The 20664-nt window shown below is 43.9% G+C and carries 32 protein-coding genes; 10 read left to right on the top strand and 22 right to left on the bottom strand.

Features of this window, described 5'->3' with window-relative positions:
* Positions 1-144: 144 nt before the first annotated feature.
* Together G3255_RS18085 and G3255_RS18080 are read left to right on the top strand one after the other, a co-directional pair.
* A complete protein-coding gene (locus G3255_RS18085) occupies positions 145-1089 on the top strand; it encodes a phage tail protein (protein ID WP_015979257.1) in 945 nt (314 codons plus the stop codon).
* Entirely contained in the window at positions 1089-1673 is a 585-nt protein-coding gene (locus tag G3255_RS18080) for a tail fiber assembly protein (RefSeq protein ID WP_015979258.1), read from the top strand. Before G3255_RS18085 ends, G3255_RS18080 begins: the two co-directional genes overlap by 1 nt.
* Positions 1674-1801: 128 nt before the next feature.
* Here G3255_RS18080 and G3255_RS18075 read toward each other — a convergent pair whose 3' ends face one another.
* The 18 genes from G3255_RS18075 to G3255_RS17990 all read right to left on the bottom strand — a co-directional run bounded on the left by G3255_RS18075 (position 1802) and on the right by G3255_RS17990 (position 13403).
* Complete coding sequence (locus G3255_RS18075) at positions 1802-3034, bottom strand: Ea47 family protein (protein ID WP_000162952.1); 1233 nt, start codon at positions 3032-3034, stop codon at positions 1802-1804.
* 590 nt (positions 3035-3624) lie between these two features.
* Positions 3625-4515, bottom strand: coding sequence for an HNH endonuclease signature motif containing protein (locus G3255_RS18070; protein WP_000735931.1), 891 nt, complete (start codon positions 4513-4515; stop codon positions 3625-3627).
* Positions 4512-6089 carry an AAA family ATPase gene (locus G3255_RS18065; RefSeq protein ID WP_015979259.1) on the bottom strand — a complete coding sequence of 526 codons (1578 nt, stop codon included), beginning with the start codon at positions 6087-6089 and terminating at the stop codon, positions 4512-4514. Before G3255_RS18065 ends, G3255_RS18070 begins: the two co-directional genes overlap by 4 nt.
* An 838-nt stretch (positions 6090-6927) precedes the next feature.
* On the bottom strand, positions 6928-7998 hold the full coding sequence (locus G3255_RS18060; protein ID WP_000533640.1) for a tyrosine-type recombinase/integrase: 1071 nt from the start codon (positions 7996-7998) through the stop codon (positions 6928-6930).
* Positions 7976-8194, bottom strand: coding sequence for an excisionase (locus G3255_RS18055; protein WP_002414258.1), 219 nt, complete (start codon positions 8192-8194; stop codon positions 7976-7978). Before G3255_RS18055 ends, G3255_RS18060 begins: the two co-directional genes overlap by 23 nt.
* A 39-nt stretch (positions 8195-8233) precedes the next feature.
* On the bottom strand, positions 8234-8401 hold the full coding sequence (locus tag G3255_RS18050; RefSeq protein WP_000545733.1) for a hypothetical protein: 168 nt from the start codon (positions 8399-8401) through the stop codon (positions 8234-8236).
* An 88-nt stretch (positions 8402-8489) separates the two neighbouring features.
* Positions 8490-8771: an Ea8.5 family phage-derived protein gene (locus G3255_RS18045; protein WP_000026224.1), complete on the bottom strand. Its 282-nt coding sequence runs from the start codon at positions 8769-8771 to the stop codon at positions 8490-8492.
* Positions 8772-8962: 191 nt separating this feature from the next.
* Complete coding sequence (locus tag G3255_RS18040; protein ID WP_001289873.1) at positions 8963-9511, bottom strand: ead/Ea22-like family protein; 549 nt, start codon at positions 9509-9511, stop codon at positions 8963-8965.
* On the bottom strand, positions 9508-9729 hold the full coding sequence (locus tag G3255_RS18035) for a TraR/DksA family transcriptional regulator (protein ID WP_000763367.1): 222 nt from the start codon (positions 9727-9729) through the stop codon (positions 9508-9510). The genes G3255_RS18040 and G3255_RS18035 overlap by 4 nt, the downstream gene beginning before the upstream one ends.
* Positions 9730-10120: 391 nt before the next feature.
* Complete coding sequence (locus G3255_RS18030; protein ID WP_015979260.1) at positions 10121-10312, bottom strand: DUF1382 family protein; 192 nt, start codon at positions 10310-10312, stop codon at positions 10121-10123.
* Positions 10285-10467: a DUF1317 domain-containing protein gene (locus tag G3255_RS18025; RefSeq protein WP_000149542.1), complete on the bottom strand. Its 183-nt coding sequence runs from the start codon at positions 10465-10467 to the stop codon at positions 10285-10287. Before G3255_RS18025 ends, G3255_RS18030 begins: the two co-directional genes overlap by 28 nt.
* Positions 10464-11144 (bottom strand): lambda exonuclease family protein, encoded by a 681-nt coding sequence (locus G3255_RS18020; protein ID WP_000186853.1) that lies wholly within the window; start codon positions 11142-11144, stop codon positions 10464-10466. Before G3255_RS18020 ends, G3255_RS18025 begins: the two co-directional genes overlap by 4 nt.
* Entirely contained in the window at positions 11141-11926 is a 786-nt protein-coding gene (gene bet, locus G3255_RS18015; protein ID WP_000100844.1) for a phage recombination protein Bet, read from the bottom strand. Before bet ends, G3255_RS18020 begins: the two co-directional genes overlap by 4 nt.
* Positions 11927-11931: 5 nt before the next feature.
* Positions 11932-12228: a host-nuclease inhibitor Gam family protein gene (locus G3255_RS18010; protein ID WP_000995451.1), complete on the bottom strand. Its 297-nt coding sequence runs from the start codon at positions 12226-12228 to the stop codon at positions 11932-11934.
* A 74-nt stretch (positions 12229-12302) separates the two neighbouring features.
* A complete protein-coding gene (gene kil, locus G3255_RS20440; RefSeq protein WP_001007579.1) occupies positions 12303-12431 on the bottom strand; it encodes a host cell division inhibitory peptide Kil in 129 nt (42 codons plus the stop codon).
* A complete protein-coding gene (locus G3255_RS20435; protein ID WP_001198861.1) occupies positions 12415-12579 on the bottom strand; it encodes a protease FtsH-inhibitory lysogeny factor CIII in 165 nt (54 codons plus the stop codon). Before G3255_RS20435 ends, kil begins: the two co-directional genes overlap by 17 nt.
* Before the next feature lie 72 nt (positions 12580-12651).
* Entirely contained in the window at positions 12652-13020 is a 369-nt protein-coding gene (locus tag G3255_RS17995; protein WP_000065374.1) for a DUF2528 family protein, read from the bottom strand.
* A gap of 182 nt (positions 13021-13202) precedes the next feature.
* Positions 13203-13403, bottom strand: coding sequence for an antirestriction Ral family protein (locus G3255_RS17990; RefSeq protein WP_000213975.1), 201 nt, complete (start codon positions 13401-13403; stop codon positions 13203-13205).
* A 209-nt stretch (positions 13404-13612) separates the two neighbouring features.
* Here G3255_RS17990 and G3255_RS17985 point away from each other — a divergent pair, with 209 nt between their 5' ends.
* A complete protein-coding gene (locus G3255_RS17985; RefSeq protein WP_001359460.1) occupies positions 13613-14152 on the top strand; it encodes a superinfection exclusion B family protein in 540 nt (179 codons plus the stop codon).
* Here G3255_RS17985 and G3255_RS17980 read toward each other — a convergent pair whose 3' ends face one another.
* The 4 genes from G3255_RS17980 to G3255_RS17965 all read right to left on the bottom strand — a co-directional run bounded on the left by G3255_RS17980 (position 14153) and on the right by G3255_RS17965 (position 17056).
* Positions 14153-14476 (bottom strand): antitermination protein N, encoded by a 324-nt coding sequence (locus G3255_RS17980; RefSeq protein WP_001564525.1) that lies wholly within the window; start codon positions 14474-14476, stop codon positions 14153-14155.
* Between the two features lie 464 nt (positions 14477-14940).
* A complete protein-coding gene (locus G3255_RS17975) occupies positions 14941-15375 on the bottom strand; it encodes a protein rexB (RefSeq protein ID WP_001245922.1) in 435 nt (144 codons plus the stop codon).
* Between the two features lie 15 nt (positions 15376-15390).
* Positions 15391-16230, bottom strand: coding sequence for a RexA family antiphage protein (locus G3255_RS17970; protein WP_000788349.1), 840 nt, complete (start codon positions 16228-16230; stop codon positions 15391-15393).
* Positions 16231-16342: 112 nt separating this feature from the next.
* A complete protein-coding gene (locus G3255_RS17965) occupies positions 16343-17056 on the bottom strand; it encodes a LexA family protein (RefSeq protein ID WP_000104864.1) in 714 nt (237 codons plus the stop codon).
* A gap of 100 nt (positions 17057-17156) precedes the next feature.
* Between G3255_RS17965 and G3255_RS17960 the strand changes: the two genes are divergently transcribed.
* From G3255_RS17960 to G3255_RS17930, 7 genes are all read left to right on the top strand, one after another.
* Positions 17157-17357: a Cro/CI family transcriptional regulator gene (locus G3255_RS17960; RefSeq protein WP_000437875.1), complete on the top strand. Its 201-nt coding sequence runs from the start codon at positions 17157-17159 to the stop codon at positions 17355-17357.
* Between the two features lie 118 nt (positions 17358-17475).
* Positions 17476-17769: a CII family transcriptional regulator gene (locus G3255_RS17955; protein WP_000251069.1), complete on the top strand. Its 294-nt coding sequence runs from the start codon at positions 17476-17478 to the stop codon at positions 17767-17769.
* A gap of 32 nt (positions 17770-17801) precedes the next feature.
* Positions 17802-18701 (top strand): replication protein, encoded by a 900-nt coding sequence (locus G3255_RS17950; RefSeq protein WP_000185505.1) that lies wholly within the window; start codon positions 17802-17804, stop codon positions 18699-18701.
* The gene (locus G3255_RS17945; RefSeq protein WP_000788910.1) at positions 18698-19399 is read left to right on the top strand and encodes a replication protein P; all 702 of its coding nucleotides are present in this window, start codon (positions 18698-18700) and stop codon (positions 19397-19399) included. Before G3255_RS17950 ends, G3255_RS17945 begins: the two co-directional genes overlap by 4 nt.
* Positions 19396-19686: a protein ren gene (locus G3255_RS17940; RefSeq protein ID WP_000145933.1), complete on the top strand. Its 291-nt coding sequence runs from the start codon at positions 19396-19398 to the stop codon at positions 19684-19686. Before G3255_RS17945 ends, G3255_RS17940 begins: the two co-directional genes overlap by 4 nt.
* Positions 19687-19759: 73 nt before the next feature.
* Entirely contained in the window at positions 19760-20200 is a 441-nt protein-coding gene (locus G3255_RS17935) for a recombination protein NinB (protein WP_000736903.1), read from the top strand.
* Positions 20197-20664: phosphoadenosine phosphosulfate reductase domain-containing protein (locus G3255_RS17930; protein WP_210599555.1), on the top strand; the 468-nt coding region annotated here is incomplete at its 3' end. The genes G3255_RS17935 and G3255_RS17930, both read left to right, overlap by 4 nt.

The raw sequence follows: 20664 nt of genomic DNA, 5'->3' as shown, positions 1-20664 counted from the left end.
AGGGGAACAAACAATACCCAGATTGCGAACACCGCTTTTGTACTGGCCGCGATTGCAGATGTTATCGACGCGTCACCTGACGCACTGAATACGCTGAATGAACTGGCCGCAGCGCTCGGGAATGATCCAGATTTTGCTACCACCATGACTAACGCGCTTGCGGGTAAACAACCGAAGAATGCGACACTGACGGCGCTGGCAGGGCTTTCCACGGCGAAAAATAAATTACCGTATTTTGCGGAAAATGATGCCGCCAGCCTGACTGAACTGACTCAGGTTGGCAGGGATATTCTGGCAAAAAATTCCGTTGCAGATGTTCTTGAATACCTTGGGGCCGGTGAGAATTCGGCCTTTCCGGCAGGTGCGCCGATCCCGTGGCCATCAGATATCGTTCCGTCTGGCTACGTCCTGATGCAGGGGCAGGCGTTTGACAAATCAGCCTACCCAAAACTTGCTGTCGCGTATCCATCGGGTGTGCTTCCTGATATGCGAGGCTGGACAATCAAGGGGAAACCCGCCAGCGGTCGTGCTGTATTGTCTCAGGAACAGGATGGAATTAAGTCGCACACCCACAGTGCCAGTGCATCCGGTACGGATTTGGGGACGAAAACCACATCGTCGTTTGATTACGGGACGAAAACAACAGGCAGTTTCGATTACGGCACCAAATCGACGAATAACACGGGGGCTCATGCTCACAGTCTGAGCGGTTCAACAGGGGCCGCGGGTGCTCATGCCCACACAAGTGGTTTAAGGATGAACAGTTCTGGCTGGAGTCAGTATGGAACAGCAACCATTACAGGAAGTTTATCCACAGTTAAAGGAACCAGCACACAGGGTATTGCTTATTTATCGAAAACGGACAGTCAGGGCAGCCACAGTCACTCATTGTCCGGTACAGCCGTGAGTGCCGGTGCACATGCGCATACAGTTGGTATTGGTGCGCACCAGCATCCGGTTGTTATCGGTGCTCATGCCCATTCTTTCAGTATTGGTTCACACGGACACACCATCACCGTTAACGCTGCGGGTAACGCGGAAAACACCGTCAAAAACATTGCATTTAACTATATTGTGAGGCTTGCATAATGGCATTCAGAATGAGTGAACAACCACGGACCATAAAAATTTATAATCTGCTGGCCGGAACTAATGAATTTATTGGTGAAGGTGACGCATATATTCCGCCTCATACCGGTCTGCCTGCAAACAGTACCGATATTGCACCGCCAGATATTCCGGCTGGCTTTGTGGCTGTTTTCAACAGTGATGAGGCATCGTGGCATCTCGTTGAAGACCATCGGGGTAAAACCGTCTATGACGTGGCTTCCGGCGACGCGTTATTTATTTCTGAACTCGGTCCGTTACCGGAAAATTTTACCTGGTTATCGCCGGGAGGGGAATATCAGAAGTGGAACGGCACAGCCTGGGTGAAGGATACGGAAGCAGAAAAACTGTTCCGGATCCGGGAGGCGGAAGAAACAAAAAAAAGCCTGATGCAGGTAGCCAGTGAGCATATTGCGCCGCTTCAGGATGCTGCAGATCTGGAAATTGCAACGAAGGAAGAAACCTCGTTGCTGGAAGCCTGGAAGAAGTATCGGGTGTTGCTGAACCGTGTTGATACATCAACTGCACCTGATATTGAGTGGCCTGCTGTCCCTGTTATGGAGTAATCGTTTTGTGATATGCCGCAGAAACGTTGTATGAAATAACGTTCTGCGGTTAGTTAGTATATTGTAAAGCTGAGTATTGGTTTATTTGGCGATTATTATCTTCAGGAGAATAATGGAAGTTCTATGACTCAATTGTTCATAGTGTTTACATCACCGCCAATTGCTTTTAAGACTGAACGCATGAAATATGGTTTTTCGTCATGTTTTGAGTCTGCTGTTGATATTTCTAAAGTCGGTTTTTTTTCTTCGTTTTCTCTAACTATTTTCCATGAAATACATTTTTGATTATTATTTGAATCAATTCCAATTACCTGAAGTCTTTCATCTATAATTGGCATTGTATGTATTGGTTTATTGGAGTAGATGCTTGCTTTTCTGAGCCATAGCTCTGATATCCAAATGAAGCCATAGGCATTTGTTATTTTGGCTCTGTCAGCTGCATAACGCCAAAAAATATATTTATCTGCTTGATCTTCAAATGTTGTATTGATTAAATCAATTGGATGGAATTGTTTATCATAAAAAATTAATGTTTGAATGTGATAACCGTCCTTTAAAAAAGTCGTTTCTGCAAGCTTGGCTGTATAGTCAACTAACTCTTCTGTCGAAGTGATATTTTTAGGCTTATCTACCAGTTTTAGACGCTCTTTAATATCTTCAGGAATTATTTTATTGTCATATTGTATCATGCTAAATGACAATTTGCTTATGGAGTAATCTTTTAATTTTAAATAAGTTATTCTCCTGGCTTCATCAAATAAAGAGTCGAATGATGTTGGCGAAATCACATCGTCACCCATTGGATTGTTTATTTGTATGCCAAGAGAGTTACAGCAGTTATACATTCTGCCATAGATTATAGCTAAGGCATGTAATAATTCGTAATCTTTTAGCGTATTAGCGACCCATCGTCTTTCTGATTTAATAATAGATGATTCAGTTAAATATGAAGGTAATTTCTTTTGTGCAAGTCTGACTAACTTTTTTATACCAATGTTTAACATACTTTCATTTGTAATAAACTCAATGTCATTTTCTTCAATGTAAGATGAAATAAGAGTAGCCTTTGCCTCGCTATACATTTCTAAATCGCCTTGTTTTTCTATCGTATTGCGAGAATTTTTAGCCCAAGCCATTAATGGATCATTTTTCCATTTTTCAATAACATTATTGTTATACCAAATGTCATATCCTATAATCTGGTTTTTGTTTTTTTGAATAATAAATGTTACTGTTCTTGCGGTTTGGAGGAATTGATTCAAATTCAAGCGAAATAATTCAGGGTCAAAATATGTATCAATGCAGCATTTGAGCAAGTGCGATAAATCTTTAAGTCTTCTTTCCCATGGTTTTTTAGTCATAAAACTCTCCATTTTGATAGGTTGCATGCTAGATGCTGATATATTTTAGAGGTGATAAAATTAACTGCTTAACTGTCAATGTAATACAAGTTGTTTGATCTTTGCAATGATTCTTATCAGAAACCATATAGTAAATTAGTTACACAGGAAATTTTTAATATTATTATTATCATTCATTATGTATTAAAATTAGAGTTGTGGCTTGGCTCTGCTAACACGTTGCTCATAGGAGATATGGTAGAGCCGCAGACACGTCGTATGCAGGAACGTGCTGCGGCTGGCTGGTGAACTTCCGATAGTGCGGGTGTTGAATGATTTCCAGTTGCTACCGATTTTACATATTTTTTGCATGAGAGAATTTGTACCACCTCCCACCGACCATCTATGACTGTACGCCACTGTCCCTAGGACTGCTATGTGCCGGAGCGGACATTACAAACGTCCTTCTCGGTGCATGCCACTGTTGCCAATGACCTGCCTAGGAATTGGTTAGCAAGTTACTACCGGATTTTGTAAAAACAGCCCTCCTCATATAAAAAGTATTCGTTCACTTCCGATAAGCGTCGTAATTTTCTATCTTTCATCATATTCTAGATCCCTCTGAAAAAATCTTCCGAGTTTGCTAGGCACTGATACATAACTCTTTTCCAATAATTGGGGAAGTCATTCAAATCTATAATAGGTTTCAGATTTGCTTCAATAAATTCTGACTGTAGCTGCTGAAACGTTGCGGTTGAACTATATTTCCTTATAACTTTTACGAAAGAGTTTCTTTGAGTAATCACTTCACTCAAGTGCTTCCCTGCCTCCAAACGATACCTGTTAGCAATATTTAATAGCTTGAAATGATGAAGAGCTCTGTGTTTGTCTTCCTGCCTCCAGTTCGCCGGGCATTCAACATAAAAACTGATAGCACCCGGAGTTCCGGAAACGAAATTTGCATATACCCATTGCTCACGAAAAAAAATGTCCTTGTCGATATAGGGATGAATCGCTTGGTGTACCTCATCTACTGCGAAAACTTGACCTTTCTCTCCCATATTGCAGTCGCGGCACGATGGAACTAAATTAATAGGCATCACCGAAAATTCAGGATAATGTGCAATAGGAAGAAAATGATCTATATTTTTTGTCTGTCCTATATCACCACAAAATGGACATTTTTCACCTGATGAAACAAGCATGTCATCGTAATATGTTCTAGCGGGTTTGTTTTTATCTCGGAGATTATTTTCATAAAGCTTTTCTAATTTAACCTTTGTCAGGTTACCAACTACTAAGGTTGTAGGCTCAAGAGGGTGTGTCCTGTCGTAGGTAAATAACTGACCTGTCGAGCTTAATATTCTATATTGTTGTTCTTTCTGCAAAAAAGTGGGGAAGTGAGTAATGAAATTATTTCTAACATTTATCTGCATCATACCTTCCGAGCATTTATTAAGCATTTCGCTATAAGTTCTCGCTGGAAGAGGTAGTTTTTTCATTGTACTTTACCTTCATCTCTGTTCATTATCATCGCTTTTAAAACGGTTCGACCTTCTAATCCTATCTGACCATTATAATTTTTTAGAATGGTTTCATAAGAAAGCTCTGAATCAACGGACTGCGATAATAAGTGGTGGTATCCAGAATTTGTCACTTCAAGTAAAAACACCTCACGAGTTAAAACACCTAAGTTCTCACCGAATGTCTCAATATCCGGACGGATAATATTTATTGCTTCTCTTGACCGTAGGACTTTCCACATGCAGGATTTTGGAACCTCTTGCAGTACTACTGGGGAATGAGTTGCAATTATTGCTACACCATTGCGTGCATCGAGTAAGTCGCTTAATGTTCGTAAAAAAGCAGAGAGCAAAGGTGGATGCAGATGAACCTCTGGTTCATCGAATAAAACTAATGACTTTTCGCCAACGACATCTACTAATCTTGTGATAGTAAATAAAACAATTGCATGTCCAGAGCTCATTCGAAGCAGATATTTCTGGATATTGTCATAAAACAATTTAGTGAATTTATCATCGTCCACTTGAATCTGTGGTTCATTACGTCTTAACTCTTCATATTTAGAAATGAGGCTGATGAGTTCCATATTTGAAAAGTTTTCATCACTACTTAGTTTTTTGATAGCTTCAAGCCAGAGTTGTCTTTTTCTATCTACTCTCATACAACCAATAAATGCTGAAATGAATTCTAAGCGGAGATCGCCTAGTGATTTTAAACTATTGCTGGCAGCATTCTTGAGTCCAATATAAAAGTATTGTGTACCTTTTGCTGGGTCAGGTTGTTCTTTAGGAGGAGTAAAAGGATCAAATGCACTAAACGAAACTGAAACAAGCGATCGAAAATATCCCTTTGGGATTCTTGACTCGATAAGTCTATTATTTTCAGAGAAAAAATATTCATTGTTTTCTGGGTTGGTGATTGCACCAATCATTCCATTCAAAATTGTTGTTTTACCACACCCATTCCGCCCGATAAAAGCATGAATGTTCGTGCTGGGCATAGAATTAACCGTCACCTCAAAAGGTATAGTTAAATCACTGAATCCGGGAGCACTTTTTCTATTAAATGAAAAGTGGAAATCTGACAATTCTGGCAAACCATTTAACACACGTGCGAACTGTCCATGAATTTCTGAAAGAGTTACCCCTCTAAGTAATGAGGTGTTAAGGACGCTTTCATTTTCAATGTCGGCTAATCGATTTGGCCATACTACTAAATCCTGAATAGCTTTAAGAAGGTTATGTTTAAAACCATCGCTTAATTTGCTGAGATTAACATAGTAGTCAATGCTTTCACCTAAGGAAAAAAACATTTCAGGGAGTTGACTGAATTTTTTATCTATTAATGAATAAGTGCTTACTTCTTCTTTTTGACCTACAAAACCAATTTTAACATTTCCGATATCGCATTTTTCACCATGCTCATCAAAGACAGTAAGATAAAACATTGTAACAAAGGAATAGTCATTCCAACCATCTGCTCGTAGGAATGCCTTATTTTTTTCTACTGCAGGAATATACCCGCCTCTTTCAATAACACTAAACTCCAACATATAGTAACCCTTAATTTTATTAAAATAACCGCAATTTATTTGGCGGCAACACAGGATCTCTCTTTTAAGTTACTCTCTATTACATACGTTTTCCATCTAAAAATTAGTAGTATTGAACTTAACGGGGCATCGTATTGTAGTTTTCCATATTTAGCTTTCTGCTTCCTTTTGGATAACCCACTGTTATTCATGTTGCATGGTGCACTGTTTATACCAACGATATAGTCTATTAATGCATATATAGTATCGCCGAACGATTAGCTCTTCAGGCTTCTGAAGAAGCGTTTCAAGTACTAATAAGCCGATAGATAGCCACGGACTTCGTAGCCATTTTTCATAAGTGTTAACTTCCGCTCCTCGCTCATAACAGACATTCACTACAGTTATGGCGGAAAGGTATGCATGCTGGGTGTGGGGAAGTCGTGAAAGAAAAGAAGTCAGCTGCGTCGTTTGACATCACTGCTATCTTCTTACTGGTTATGCAGGTCGTAGTGGGTGGCACACAAAGCTTTGCACTGGATTGCGAGGCTTTGTGCTTCTCTGGAGTGCGACAGGTTTGATGACAAAAAATTAGCGCAAGAAGACAAAAATCACCTTGCGCTAATGCTCTGTTACAGGTCACTAATACCATCTAAGTAGTTGATTCATAGTGACTGCATATGTTGTGTTTTACAGTATTATGTAGTCTGTTTTTTATGCAAAATCTAATTTAATATATTGATATTTATATCATTTTACGTTTCTCGTTCAGCTTTTTTATACTAAGTTGGCATTATAAAAAAGCATTGCTTATCAATTTGTTGCAACGAACAGGTCACTATCAGTCAAAATAAAATCATTATTTGATTTCAATTTTGTCCCACTCCCTGCCTCTGTCATCACGATACTGTGATGCCATGGTGTCCGACTTATGCCCGAGAAGATGTTGAGCAAACTTATCGCTTATCTGCTTCTCATAGAGTCTTGCAGACAAACTGCGCAACTCGTGAAAGGTAGGCGGATCCCCTTCGAAGGAAAGACCTGATGCTTTTCGTGCGCGCATAAAATACCTTGATACTGTGCCGGATGAAAGCGGTTCGCGACGAGTAGATGCAATTATGGTTTCTCCGCCAAGAATCTCTTTGCATTTATCAAGTGTTTCCTTCATTGATATTCCGAGAGCATCAATATGCAATGCTGTTGGGATGGCAATTTTTACGCCTGTTTTGCTTTGCTCGACATAAAGATATCCATCTACGATATCAGACCACTTCATTTCGCATAAATCACCAACTCGTTGCCCGGTAACAACAGCCAGTTCCATTGCAAGTCTGAGCCAACATGGTGATGATTCTGCTGCTTGATAAATTTTCAGGTATTCGTCAGCCGTAAGTCTTGATCTCCTTACCTCTGATTTTGCTGCGCGAGTGGCAGCGACATGGTTTGTTGTTATATGGCCTTCAGCTATTGCCTCTCGGAATGCATCGCTCAGTGTTGATCTGATTAACTTGGCTGACGCCGCCTTGCCCTCGTCTATGTATCCATTGAGCATTGCCGCAATTTCTTTTGTGGTGATGTCTTCAAGTGGAGCATCAGGCAGACCCCTCCTTATTGCTTTAATTTTGCTCATGTAATTTATGAGTGTCTTCTGCTTGATTCCTCTGCTGGCCAGGATTTTTTCGTAGCGATCAAGCCATGAATGTAACGTAACGGAATTATCACTGTTGATTCTCGCTGTCAGAGGCTTGTGTTTGTGTCCTGAAAATAACTCAATGTTGGCCTGTATAGCTTCAGTGATTGCGATTCGCCTGTCTCTGCCTAATCCAAACTCTTTACCCGTCCTTGGGTCCCTGTAGCAGTAATATCCATTGTTTCTTATATAAAGGTTAGGGGGTAAATCCCGGCGCTCATGACTTCGCCTTCTTCCCATTTCTGATCCTCTTCAAAAGGCCACCTGTTACTGGTCGATTTAAGTCAACCTTTACCGCTGATTCGTGGAACAGATACTCTCTTCCATCCTTAACCGGAGGTGGGAATATCCTGCATTCCCGAACCCATCGACGAACTGTTTCAAGGCTTCTTGGACGTCGCTGGCGTGCGTTCCACTCCTGAAGTGTCAAGTACATCGCAAAGTCTCCGCAATTACACGCAAGAAAAAACCGCCATCAGGCGGCTTGGTGTTCTTTCAGTTCTTCAATTCGAATATTGGTTACGTCTGCATGTGCTATCTGCGCCCATATCATCCAGTGGTCGTAGCAGTCGTTGATGTTCTCCGCTTCGATAACTCTGTTGAATGGCTCTCCATTCCATTCTCCTGTGACTCGGAAGTGCATTTATCATCTCCATAAAACAAAACCCGCCGTAGCGAGTTCAGATAAAATAAATCCCCGCGAGTGCGAGGATTGTTATGTAATATTGGGTTTAATCATCTATATGTTTTGTACAGAGAGGGCAAGTATCGTTTCCACCGTACTCGTGATAATAATTTTGCACGGTATCAGTCATTTCTCGCACATTGCAGAATGGGGATTTGTCTTCATTAGACTTATAAACCTTCATGGAATATTTGTATGCCGACTCTATATCTATACCTTCATCTACATAAACACCTTCGTGATGTCTGCATGGAGACAAGACACCGGATCTGCACAACATTGATAACGCCCAATCTTTTTGCTCAGACTCTAACTCATTGATACTCATTTATAAACTCCTTGCAATGTATGTCGTTTCAGCTAAACGGTATCAGCAATGTTTATGTAAAGAAACAGTAAGATAATACTCAACCCGATGTTTGAGTACGGTCATCATCTGACACTACAGACTCTGGCATCGCTGTGAAGACGACGCGAAATTCAGCATTTTCACAAGCGTTATCTTTTACAAAACCGATCTCACTCTCCTTTGATGCGAATGCCAGCGTCAGACATCATATGCAGATACTCACCTGCATCCTGAACCCATTGACCTCCAACCCCGTAATAGCGATGCGTAATGATGTCGATAGTTACTAACGGGTCTTGTTCGATTAACTGCCGCAGAAACTCTTCCAGGTCACCAGTGCAGTGCTTGATAACAGGAGTCTTCCCAGGATGGCGAACAACAAGAAACTGGTTTCCGTCTTCACGGACTTCGTTGCTTTCCAGTTTAGCAATACGCTTACTCCCATCCGAGATAACACCTTCGTAATACTCACGCTGCTCGTTGAGTTTTGATTTTGCTGTTTCAAGCTCAACACGCAGTTTCCCTACTGTTAGCGCAATATCCTCGTTCTCCTGGTCGCGGCGTTTGATGTATTGCTGGTTTCTTTCCCGTTCATCCAGCAGTTCCAGCACAATCGATGGTGTTACCAATTCATGGAAAAGGTCTGCGTCAAATCCCCAGTCGTCATGCATTGCCTGCTCTGCCGCTTCACGCAGTGCCTGAGAGTTAATTTCGCTCACTTCGAACCTCTCTGTTTACTGATAAGTTCCAGATCCTCCTGGCAACTTGCACAAGTCCGACAACCCTGAACGACCAGGCGTCTTCGTTCATCTATCGGATCGCCACACTCACAACAATGAGTGGCAGATATAGCCTGGTGGTTCAGGCGGCGCATTTTTATTGCTGTGTTGCGCTGTAATTCTTCTATTTCTGATGCTGAATCAATGATGTCTGCCATCTTTCATTAATCCCTGAACTGTTGGTTAATACGCTTGAGGGTGAATGCGAATAATAAAAAAGGAGCCTGTAGCTCCCTGATGATTTTGCTTTTCATGTTCATCGTTCCTTAAAGACGCCGTTTAACATGCCGATTGCCAGGCTTAAATGAGTCGGTGTGAATCCCATCAGCGTTACCGTTTCGCGGTGCTTCTTCAGTACGCTACGGCAAATGTCATCGACGTTTTTATCCGGAAACTGCTGTCTGGCTTTTTTTGATTTCAGAATTAGCCTGACGGGCAATGCTGCGAAGGGCGTTTTCCTGCTGAGGTGTCATTGAACAAGTCCCATGTCGGCAAGCATAAGCACACAGAATATGAAGCCCGCTGCCAGAAAAATGCATTCCGTGGTTGTCATACCTGGTTTCTCTCATCTGCTTCTGCTTTCGCCACCATCATTTCCAGCTTTTGTGAAAGGGATGCGGCTAACGTATGAAATTCTTCGTCTGTTTCTACTGGTATTGGCACAAACCTGATTCCAATTTGAGCAAGGCTATGTGCCATCTCGATACTCGTTCTTAACTCAACAGAAGATGCTTTGTGCATACAGCCCCTCGTTTATTATTTATCTCCTCAGCCAGCCGCTGTGCTTTCAGTGGATTTCGGATAACAGAAAGGCCGGGAAATACCCAGCCTCGCTTTGTAACGGAGTAGACGAAAGTGATTGCGCCTACCCGGATATTATCGTGAGGATGCGTCATCGCCATTGCTCCCCAAATACAAAACCAATTTCAGCCAGTGCCTCGTCCATTTTTTCGATGAACTCCGGCACGATCTCGTCAAAACTCGCCATGTACTTTTCATCCCGCTCAATCACGACATAATGCAGGCCTTCACGCTTCATACGCGGGTCATAGTTGGCAAAGTACCAGGCATTTTTTCGCGTCACCCACATGCTGTACTGCACCTGGGCCATGTAAGCTGACTTTATGGCCTCGAAACCACCGAGCCGGAACTTCATGAAATCCCGGGAGGTAAACGGGCATTTCAGTTCAAGGCCGTTGCCGTCACTGCATAAACCATCGGGAGAGCAGGCGGTACGCATACTTTCGTCGCGATAGATGATCGGGGATTCAGTAACATTCACGCCGGAAGTGAATTCAAACAGGGTTCTGGCGTCGTTCTCGTACTGTTTTCCCCAGGCCAGTGCTTTAGCGTTAACTTCCGGAGCCACACCGGTGCAAACCTCAGCAAGCAGGGTGTGGAAGTAGGACATTTTCATGTCAGGCCACTTCTTTCCGGAGCGGGGTTTTGCTATCACGTTGTGAACTTCTGAAGCGGTGATGACGCCGAGCCGTAATTTGTGCCACGCATCATCCCCCTGTTCGACAGCTCTCACATCGATCCCGGTACGCTGCAGGATAATGTCCGGTGTCATGCTGCCACCTTCTGCTCTGCGGCTTTCTGTTTCAGGAATCCAAGAGCTTTTACTGCTTCGGCCTGTGTCAGTTCTGACGATGCACGAATGTCGCGGCGAAATATCTGGGAACAGAGCGGCAATAAGTCGTCATCCCATGTTTTATCCAGGGCGATCAGCAGAGTGTTAATCTCCTGCATGGTTTCATCGTTAACCGGAGTGATGTCGCGTTCCGGCTGACGTTCTGCAGTGTATGCAGTATTTTCGACAATGCGCTCGGCTTCATCCTTGTCATAGATACCAGCAAATCCGAAGGCCAGACGGGCACACTGAATCATGGCTTTATGACGTAACATCCGTTTGGGATGCGACTGCCACGGCCCCGTGATTTCTCTGCCTTCGCGAGTTTTGAATGGTTCGCGGCGGCATTCATCCATCCATTCGGTAACGCAGATCGGATGATTACGGTCCTTGCGGTAAATCCGGCATGTACAGGATTCATTGTCCTGCTCAAAGTCCATGCCATCAAACTGCTGGTTTTCATTGATGATGCGGGACCAGCCATCAACGCCCACCACCGGAACGATGCCATTCTGCTTATCAGGAAAGGCGTAAATTTCTTTCGTCCACGGATTAAGGCCGTACTGGTTGGCAACGATCAGTAATGCGATGAACTGCGCATCGCTGGCATCACCTTTAAATGCCGTCTGGCGAAGAGTGGTGATCAGTTCCTGTGGGTCGACAGAATCCATGCCGACACGTTCAGCCAGCTTCCCAGCCAGCGTTGCGAGTGCAGTACTCATTCGTTTTATACCTCTGAATCAATATCAACCTGGTGGTGAGCAATGGTTTCAACCATGTACCGGATGTGTTCTGCCATGCGCTCCTGAAACTCAACATCGTCATCAAACGCACGGGTAATGGATTTTTTGCTGGCCCCGTGGCGTTGCAAATGATCGATGCATAGCGATTCAAACAGGTGCTGGGGCAGGCCTTTTTCCATGTCGTCTGCCAGTTCTGCCTCTTTCTCTTCACGGGCGAGCTGCTGGTAGTGACGCGCCCAGCTCTGAGCCTCAAGACGATCCTGAATGTAATAAGCGTTCATGGCTGAACTCCTGAAATAGCTGTGAAAATATCGCCCGCGAAATGCCGGGCTGATTAGGAAAACAGGAAAGGGGGTTAGTGAATGCTTTTGCTTGATCTCAGTTTCAGTATTAATATCCATTTTTTATAAGCGTCGACGGCTTCACGAAACATCTTTTCATCGCCAATAAAAGTGGCGATAGTGAATTTAGTCTGGATAGCCATAAGTGTTTGATCCATTCTTTGGGACTCCTGGCTGATTAAGTATGTCGATAAGGCGTTTCCATCCGTCACGTAATTTACGGGTGATTCGTTCAAGTAAAGATTCGGAAGGGCAGCCAGCAACAGGCCACCCTGCAATGGCATATTGCATGGTGTGCTCCTTATTTATACATAACGAAAAACGCCTCGAGTGAAGCGTTATTGGTATGCGGTAAAACCGCACTCAGGCGGCCTTGATAGTCATATCATCTGAATCAAATATTCCTGATGTATCGATATCGGTAATTCTTATTCCTTCGCTACCATCCATTGGAGGCCATCCTTCCTGACCATTTCCATCATTCCAGTCGAACTCACACACAACACCATATGCATTTAAGTCGCTTGAAATTGCTATAAGCAGAGCATGTTGCGCCAGCATGATTAATACAGCATTTAATACAGAGCCGTGTTTATTGAGTCGGTATTCAGAGTCTGACCAGAAATTATTAATCTGGTGAAGTTTTTCCTCTGTCATTACGTCATGGTCGATTTCAATTTCTATTGATGCTTTCCAGTCGTAATCAATGATGTATTTTTTGATGTTTGACATCTGTTCATATCCTCACAGATAAAAAATCGCCCTCACACTGGAGGGCAAAGAAGATTTCCAATAATCAGAACAAGTCGGCTCCTGTTTAGTTACGAGCGACATTGCTCCGTGTATTCACTCGTTGGAATGAATACACAGTGCAGTGTTTATTCTGTTATTTATGCCAAAAATAAAGGCCACTATCAGGCAGCTTTGTTGTTCTGTTTACCAAGTTCTCTGGCAATCATTGCCGTCGTTCGTATTGCCCATTTATCGACATATTTCCCATCTTCCATTACAGGAAACATTTCTTCAGGCTTAACCATGCATTCCGATTGCAGCTTGCATCCATTGCATCGCTTGAATTGTCCACACCATTGATTTTTATCAATAGTCGTAGTCATACGGATAGTCCTGGTATTGTTCCATCACATCCTGAGGATGCTCTTCGAACTCTTCAAATTCTTCTTCCATATATCACCTTAAATAGTGGATTGCGGTAGTAAAGATTGTGCCTGTCTTTTAACCACATCAGGCTCGGTGGTTCTCGTGTACCCCTACAGCGAGAAATCGGATAAACTATTACAACCCCTACAGTTTGATGAGTATAGAAATGGATCCACTCGTTATTCTCGGACGAGTGTTCAGTAATGAACCTCTGGAGAGAACCATGTATATGATCGTTATCTGGGTTGGACTTCTGCTTTTAAGCCCAGATAACTGGCCTGAATATGTTAATGAGAGAATCGGTATTCCTCATGTGTGGCATGTTTTCGTCTTTGCTCTTGCATTTTCGCTAGCAATTAATGTGCATCGATTATCAGCTATTGCCAGCGCCAGATATAAGCGATTTAAGCTAAGAAAACGCATTAAGATGCAAAACGATAAAGTGCGATCAGTAATTCAAAACCTTACAGAAGAGCAATCTATGGTTTTGTGCGCAGCCCTTAATGAAGGCAGGAAGTATGTGGTTACATCAAAACAATTCCCATACATTAGTGAGTTGATTGAGCTTGGTGTGTTGAACAAAACTTTTTCCCGATGGAATGGAAAGCATATATTATTCCCTATTGAGGATATTTACTGGACTGAATTAGTTGCCAGCTATGATCCATATAATATTGAGATAAAGCCAAGGCCAATATCTAAGTAACTAGATAAGAGGAATCGATTTTCCCTTAATTTTCTGGCGTCCACTGCATGTTATGCCGCGTTCGCCAGGCTTGCTGTACCATGTGCGCTGATTCTTGCGCTCAATACGTTGCAGGTTGCTTTCAATCTGTTTGTGGTATTCAGCCAGCACTGTAAGGTCTATCGGATTTAGTGCGCTTTCTACTCGTGATTTCGGTTTGCGATTCAGCGAGAGAATAGGGCGGTTAACTGGTTTTGCGCTTACCCCAACCAACAGGGGATTTGCTGCTTTCCATTGAGCCTGTTTCTCTGCGCGACGTTCGCGGCGGCGTGTTTGTGCATCCATCTGGATTCTCCTGTCAGTTAGCTTTGGTGGTGTGTGGCAGTTGTAGTCCTGAACGAAAACCCCCCGCGATTGGCACATTGGCAGCTAATCCGGAATCGCACTTACGGCCAATGCTTCGTTTCGTATCACACACCCCAAAGCCTTCTGCTTTGAATGCTGCCCTTCTTCAGGGCTTAATTTTTAAGAGCGTCACCTTCATGGTGGTCAGTGCGTCCTGCTGATGTGCTCAGTATCACCGCCAGTGGTATTTATGTCAACACCGCCAGAGATAATTTATCACCGCAGATGGTTATCTGTATGTTTTTTATATGAATTTATTTTTTGCAGGGGGGCATTGTTTGGTAGGTGAGAGATCTGAATTGCTATGTTTAGTGAGTTGTATCTATTTATTTTTCAATAAATACAATTGGTTATGTGTTTTGGGGGCGATCGTGAGGCAAAGAAAACCCGGCGCTGAGGCCGGGTTATTCTTGTTCTCTGGTCAAATTATATAGTTGGAAAACAAGGATGCATATATGAATGAACGATGCAGAGGCAATGCCGATGGCGATAGTGGGTATCATGTAGCCGCTTATGCTGGAAAGAAGCAATAACCCGCAGAAAAACAAAGCTCCAAGCTCAACAAAACTAAGGGCATAGACAATAACTACCGATGTCATATACCCATACTCTCTAATCTTGGCCAGTCGGCGCGTTCTGCTTCCGATTAGAAACGTCAAGGCAGCAATCAGGATTGCAATCATGGTTCCTGCATATGATGACAATGTCGCCCCAAGACCATCTCTATGAGCTGAAAAAGAAACACCAGGAATGTAGTGGCGGAAAAGGAGATAGCAAATGCTTACGATAACGTAAGGAATTATTACTATGTAAACACCAGGCATGATTCTGTTCCGCATAATTACTCCTGATAATTAATCCTTAACTTTGCCCACCTGCCTTTTAAAACATTCCAGTATATCACTTTTCATTCTTGCGTAGCAATATGCCATCTCTTCAGCTATCTCAGCATTGGTGACCTTGTTCAGAGGCGCTGAGAGATGGCCTTTTTCTGATAGATAATGTTCTGTTAAAATATCTCCGGCCTCATCTTTTGCCCGCAGGCTAATGTCTGAAAATTGAGGTGACGGGTTAAAAATAATATCCTTGGCAACCTTTTTTATATCCCTTTTAAATTTTGGCTTAATGACTATATCCAATGAGTCAAAAAGCTCCCCTTCAATATCTGTTGCCCCTAAGACCTTTAATATATCGCCAAATACAGGTAGCTTGGCTTCTACCTTCACCGTTGTTCGGCCGATGAAATGCATATGCATAACATCGTCTTTGGTGGTTCCCCTCATCAGTGGCTCTATCTGAACGCGCTCTCCACTGCTTAATGACATTCCTTTCCCGATTAAAAAATCTGTCAGATCGGATGTGGTCGGCCCGAAAACAGTTCTGGCAAAACCAATGGTGTCGCCTTCAACAAACAAAAAAGATGGGAATCCCAATGATTCGTCATCTGCGAGGCTGTTCTTAATATCTTCAACTGAAGCTTTAGAGCGATTTATCTTCTGAACCAGACTCTTGTCATTTGTTTTGGTAAAGAGAAAAGTTTTTCCATCGATTTTATGAATATACAAATAATTGGAGCCAACCTGCAGGTGATGATTATCAGCCAGCAGAGAATTAAGGAAAACAGACAGGTTTATTGAGCGCTTATCTTTCCCTTTATTTTTGCTGCGGTAAGTCGCATAAAAACCATTCTTCATAATTCAATCCATTTACTATGTTATGTTCTGAGGGGAGTGAAAATTCCCCTAATTCGATGAAGATTCTTGCTCAATTGTTATCAGCTATGCGCCGACCAGAACACCTTGCCGATCAGCCAAACGTCTCTTCAGGCCACTGACTAGCGATAACTTTCCCCACAACGGAACAACTCTCATTGCATGGGATCATTGGGTACTGTGGGTTTAGTGGTTGTAAAAACACCTGACCGCTATCCCTGATCAGTTTCTTGAAGGTAAACTCATCACCCCCAAGTCTGGCTATGCAGAAATCACCTGGCTCAACAGCCTGCTCAGGGTCAACGAGAATTAACATTCCGTCAGGAAAGCTTGGCTTGGAGCCTGTTGGTGCGGTCATGGAATTACCTTCAACCTCAAGCCAGAATGCAGAATCACTGGCTTTTTTGGTTGTGCTTACCCATCTCTCCGCATCACCTTTGGTAAAGGTTCTAAGCTTAGGTGAGAACATCCCTGCCTGAACATGAGAAAAAACAGGGTACTCATACTCACTTCTAAGTGACGGCTGCATACTAACCGCTTCATACATCTCGTAGATTTCTCTGGCGATTGAAGGGCTAAATTCTTCAACGCTAACTTTGAGAATTTTTGTAAGCAATGCGGCGTTATAAGCATTTAATGCATTGATGCCATTAAATAAAGCACCAACGCCTGACTGCCCCATCCCCATCTTGTCTGCGACAGATTCCTGGGATAAGCCAAGTTCATTTTTCTTTTTTTCATAAATTGCTTTAAGGCGACGTGCGTCCTCAAGCTGCTCTTGTGTTAATGGTTTCTTTTTTGTGCTCATACGTTAAATCTATCACCGCAAGGGATAAATATCTAACACCGTGCGTGTTGACTATTTTACCTCTGGCGGTGATAATGGTTGCATGTACTAAGGAGGTTGTATGGAACAACGCATAACCCTGAAAGATTATGCAATGCGCTTTGGGCAAACCAAGACAGCTAAAGATCTCGGCGTATATCAAAGCGCGATCAACAAGGCCATTCATGCAGGCCGAAAGATTTTTTTAACTATAAACGCTGATGGAAGCGTTTATGCGGAAGAGGTAAAGCCCTTCCCGAGTAACAAAAAAACAACAGCATAAATAACCCCGCTCTTACACATTCCAGCCCTGAAAAAGGGCATCAAATTAAACCACACCTATGGTGTATGCATTTATTTGCATACATTCAATCAATTGTTATCTAAGGAAATACTTACATATGGTTCGTGCAAACAAACGCAACGAGGCTCTACGAATCGAGAGTGCGTTGCTTAACAAAATCGCAATGCTTGGAACTGAGAAGACAGCGGAAGCTGTGGGCGTTGATAAGTCGCAGATCAGCAGGTGGAAGAGGGACTGGATTCCAAAGTTCTCAATGCTGCTTGCTGTTCTTGAATGGGGGGTCGTTGACGACGACATGGCTCGATTGGCGCGACAAGTTGCTGCGATTCTCACCAATAAAAAACGCCCGGCGGCAACCGAGCGTTCTGAACAAATCCAGATGGAGTTCTGAGGTCATTACTGGATCTATCAACAGGAGTCATTATGACAAATACAGCAAAAATACTCAACTTCGGCAGAGGTAACTTTGCCGGACAGGAGCGTAATGTGGCAGATCTCGATGATGGTTACGCCAGACTATCAAATATGCTGCTTGAGGCTTATTCGGGCGCAGATCTGACCAAGCGACAGTTTAAAGTGCTGCTTGCCATTCTGCGTAAAACCTATGGGTGGAATAAACCAATGGACAGAATCACCGATTCTCAACTTAGCGAGATTACAAAGTTACCTGTCAAACGGTGCAATGAAGCCAAGTTAGAACTCGTCAGAATGAATATTATCAAGCAGCAAGGCGGCATGTTTGGACCAAATAAAAACATCTCAGAATGGTGCATCCCTCAAAACGAGGGAAAATCCCCTAAAACGAGGGATAAAACATCCCTCAAATTGGGGGATTGCTATCCCTCAAAACAGGGGGACACAAAAGACACTATTACAAAAGAAAAAAGAAAAGATTATTCGTCAGAGAATTCTGGCGAATCCTCTGACCAGCCAGAAAACGACCTTTCTGTGGTGAAACCGGATGCTGCAATTCAGAGCGGCAGCAAGTGGGGGACAGCAGAAGACCTGACCGCCGCAGAGTGGATGTTTGACATGGTGAAGACTATCGCACCATCAGCCAGAAAACCGAATTTTGCTGGGTGGGCTAACGATATCCGCCTGATGCGTGAACGTGACGGACGTAACCACCGCGACATGTGTGTGCTGTTCCGCTGGGCATGCCAGGACAACTTCTGGTCCGGTAACGTGCTGAGCCCGGCCAAACTCCGCGATAAGTGGACCCAACTCGAAATCAACCGTAACAAGCAACAGGCAGGCGTGACAGCCAGCAAACCAAAACTCGACCTGACAAACACAGACTGGATTTACGGGGTGGATCTATGAAAAACATCGCCGCACAGATGGTTAACTTTGACCGTGAGCAGATGCGTCGGATCGCCAACAACATGCCGGAACAGTACGACGAAAAGCCGCAGGTACAGCAGGTAGCGCAGATCATCAACGGTGTGTTCAGCCAGTTACTGGCAACTTTCCCGGCGAGCCTGGCTAACCGTGACCAGAACGAAGTGAACGAAATCCGTCGCCAGTGGGTTCTGGCTTTTCGGGAAAACGGGATCACCACGATGGAACAGGTTAACGCAGGAATGCGCGTAGCCCGTCGGCAGAATCGACCATTTCTGCCATCACCCGGGCAGTTTGTTGCATGGTGCCGGGAAGAAGCATCCGTTACCGCCGGACTGCCAAACGTCAGCGAGCTGGTTGATATGGTTTACGAGTATTGCCGGAAGCGAGGCCTGTATCCGGATGCGGAGTCTTATCCGTGGAAATCAAACGCGCACTACTGGCTGGTTACCAACCTGTATCAGAACATGCGGGCCAATGCGCTTACTGATGCGGAATTACGCCGTAAGGCCGCAGATGAGCTTGTCCATATGACTGCGAGAATTAACCGTGGTGAGGCGATCCCTGAACCAGTAAAACAACTTCCTGTCATGGGCGGTAGACCTCTAAATCGTGCACAGGCTCTGGCGAAGATCGCAGAAATCAAAGCTAAGTTCGGACTGAAAGGAGCAAGTGTATGACGGGCAAAGAGGCAATTATTCATTACCTGGGGACGCATAATAGCTTCTGTGCGCCGGACGTTGCCGCGCTAACAGGCGCAACAGTAACCAGCATAAATCAGGCCGCGGCTAAAATGGCACGGGCAGGTCTTCTGGTTATCGAAGGTAAGGTCTGGCGAACGGTGTATTACCGGTTTGCTACCAGGGAAGAACGGGAAGGAAAGATGAGCACGAACCTGGTTTTTAAGGAGTGTCGCCAGAGTGCCGCGATGAAACGGGTATTGGCGGTATATGGAGTTAAAAGATGACCATCTACATTACTGAGCTAATAACAGGCCTGCTGGTAATCGCAGGCCTTTTTATTTGGGGGAGAGGGAAGTCATGAAAAAACTAACCTTTGAAATTCGATCTCCAGCACATCAGCAAAACGCTATTCACGCAGTACAGCAAATCCTTCCAGACCCAACCAAACCAATCGTAGTAACCATTCAGGAACGCAACCGCAGCTTAGACCAAAACAGGAAGCTATGGGCCTGCTTAGGTGACGTCTCTCGTCAGGTTGAATGGCATGGTCGCTGGCTGGATGCAGAAAGCTGGAAGTGTGTGTTTACCGCAGCATTAAAGCAGCAGGATGTTGTTCCTAACCTTGCCGGGAATGGCTTTGTGGTAATAGGCCAGTCAACCAGCAGGATGCGTGTAGGCGAATTTGCGGAGCTATTAGAGCTTATACAGGCATTCGGTACAGAGCGTGGCGTTAAGTGGTCAGACGAAGCGAGACTGGCTCTGGAGTGGAAAGCGAGATGGGGAGACAGGGCTGCATGATAAATGTCGTTAGTTTCTCCGGTGGCAGGACGTCAGCATATTTGCTCTGGCTAATGGAGCAAAAGCGACGGGCAGGTAAAGACGTGCATTACGTTTTCATGGATACAGGTTGTGAACATCCAATGACATATCGGTTTGTCAGGGAAGTTGTGAAGTTCTGGGATATACCGCTCACCGTATTGCAGGTTGATATCAACCCGGAGCTTGGACAGCCAAATGGTTATACGGTATGGGAACCAAAGGATATTCAGACGCGAATGCCTGTTCTGAAGCCATTTATCGATATGGTAAAGAAATATGGCACTCCATACGTCGGCGGCGCGTTCTGCACTGACAGATTAAAACTCGTTCCCTTCACCAAATACTGTGATGACCATTTCGGGCGAGGGAATTACACCACGTGGATTGGCATCAGAGCTGATGAACCGAAGCGGCTAAAGCCAAAGCCTGGAATCAGATATCTT

The sequence above is a fragment of the Planococcus sp. MSAK28401 genome (assembly GCF_018283455.1).
GTDB lineage: Bacteria > Bacillota > Bacilli > Bacillales_A > Planococcaceae > Planococcus > Planococcus alpniumensis.
The sequence above is the reverse complement of the archived record's forward strand: the minus strand, read 5'-3'. Positions and strand labels throughout refer to the sequence as shown.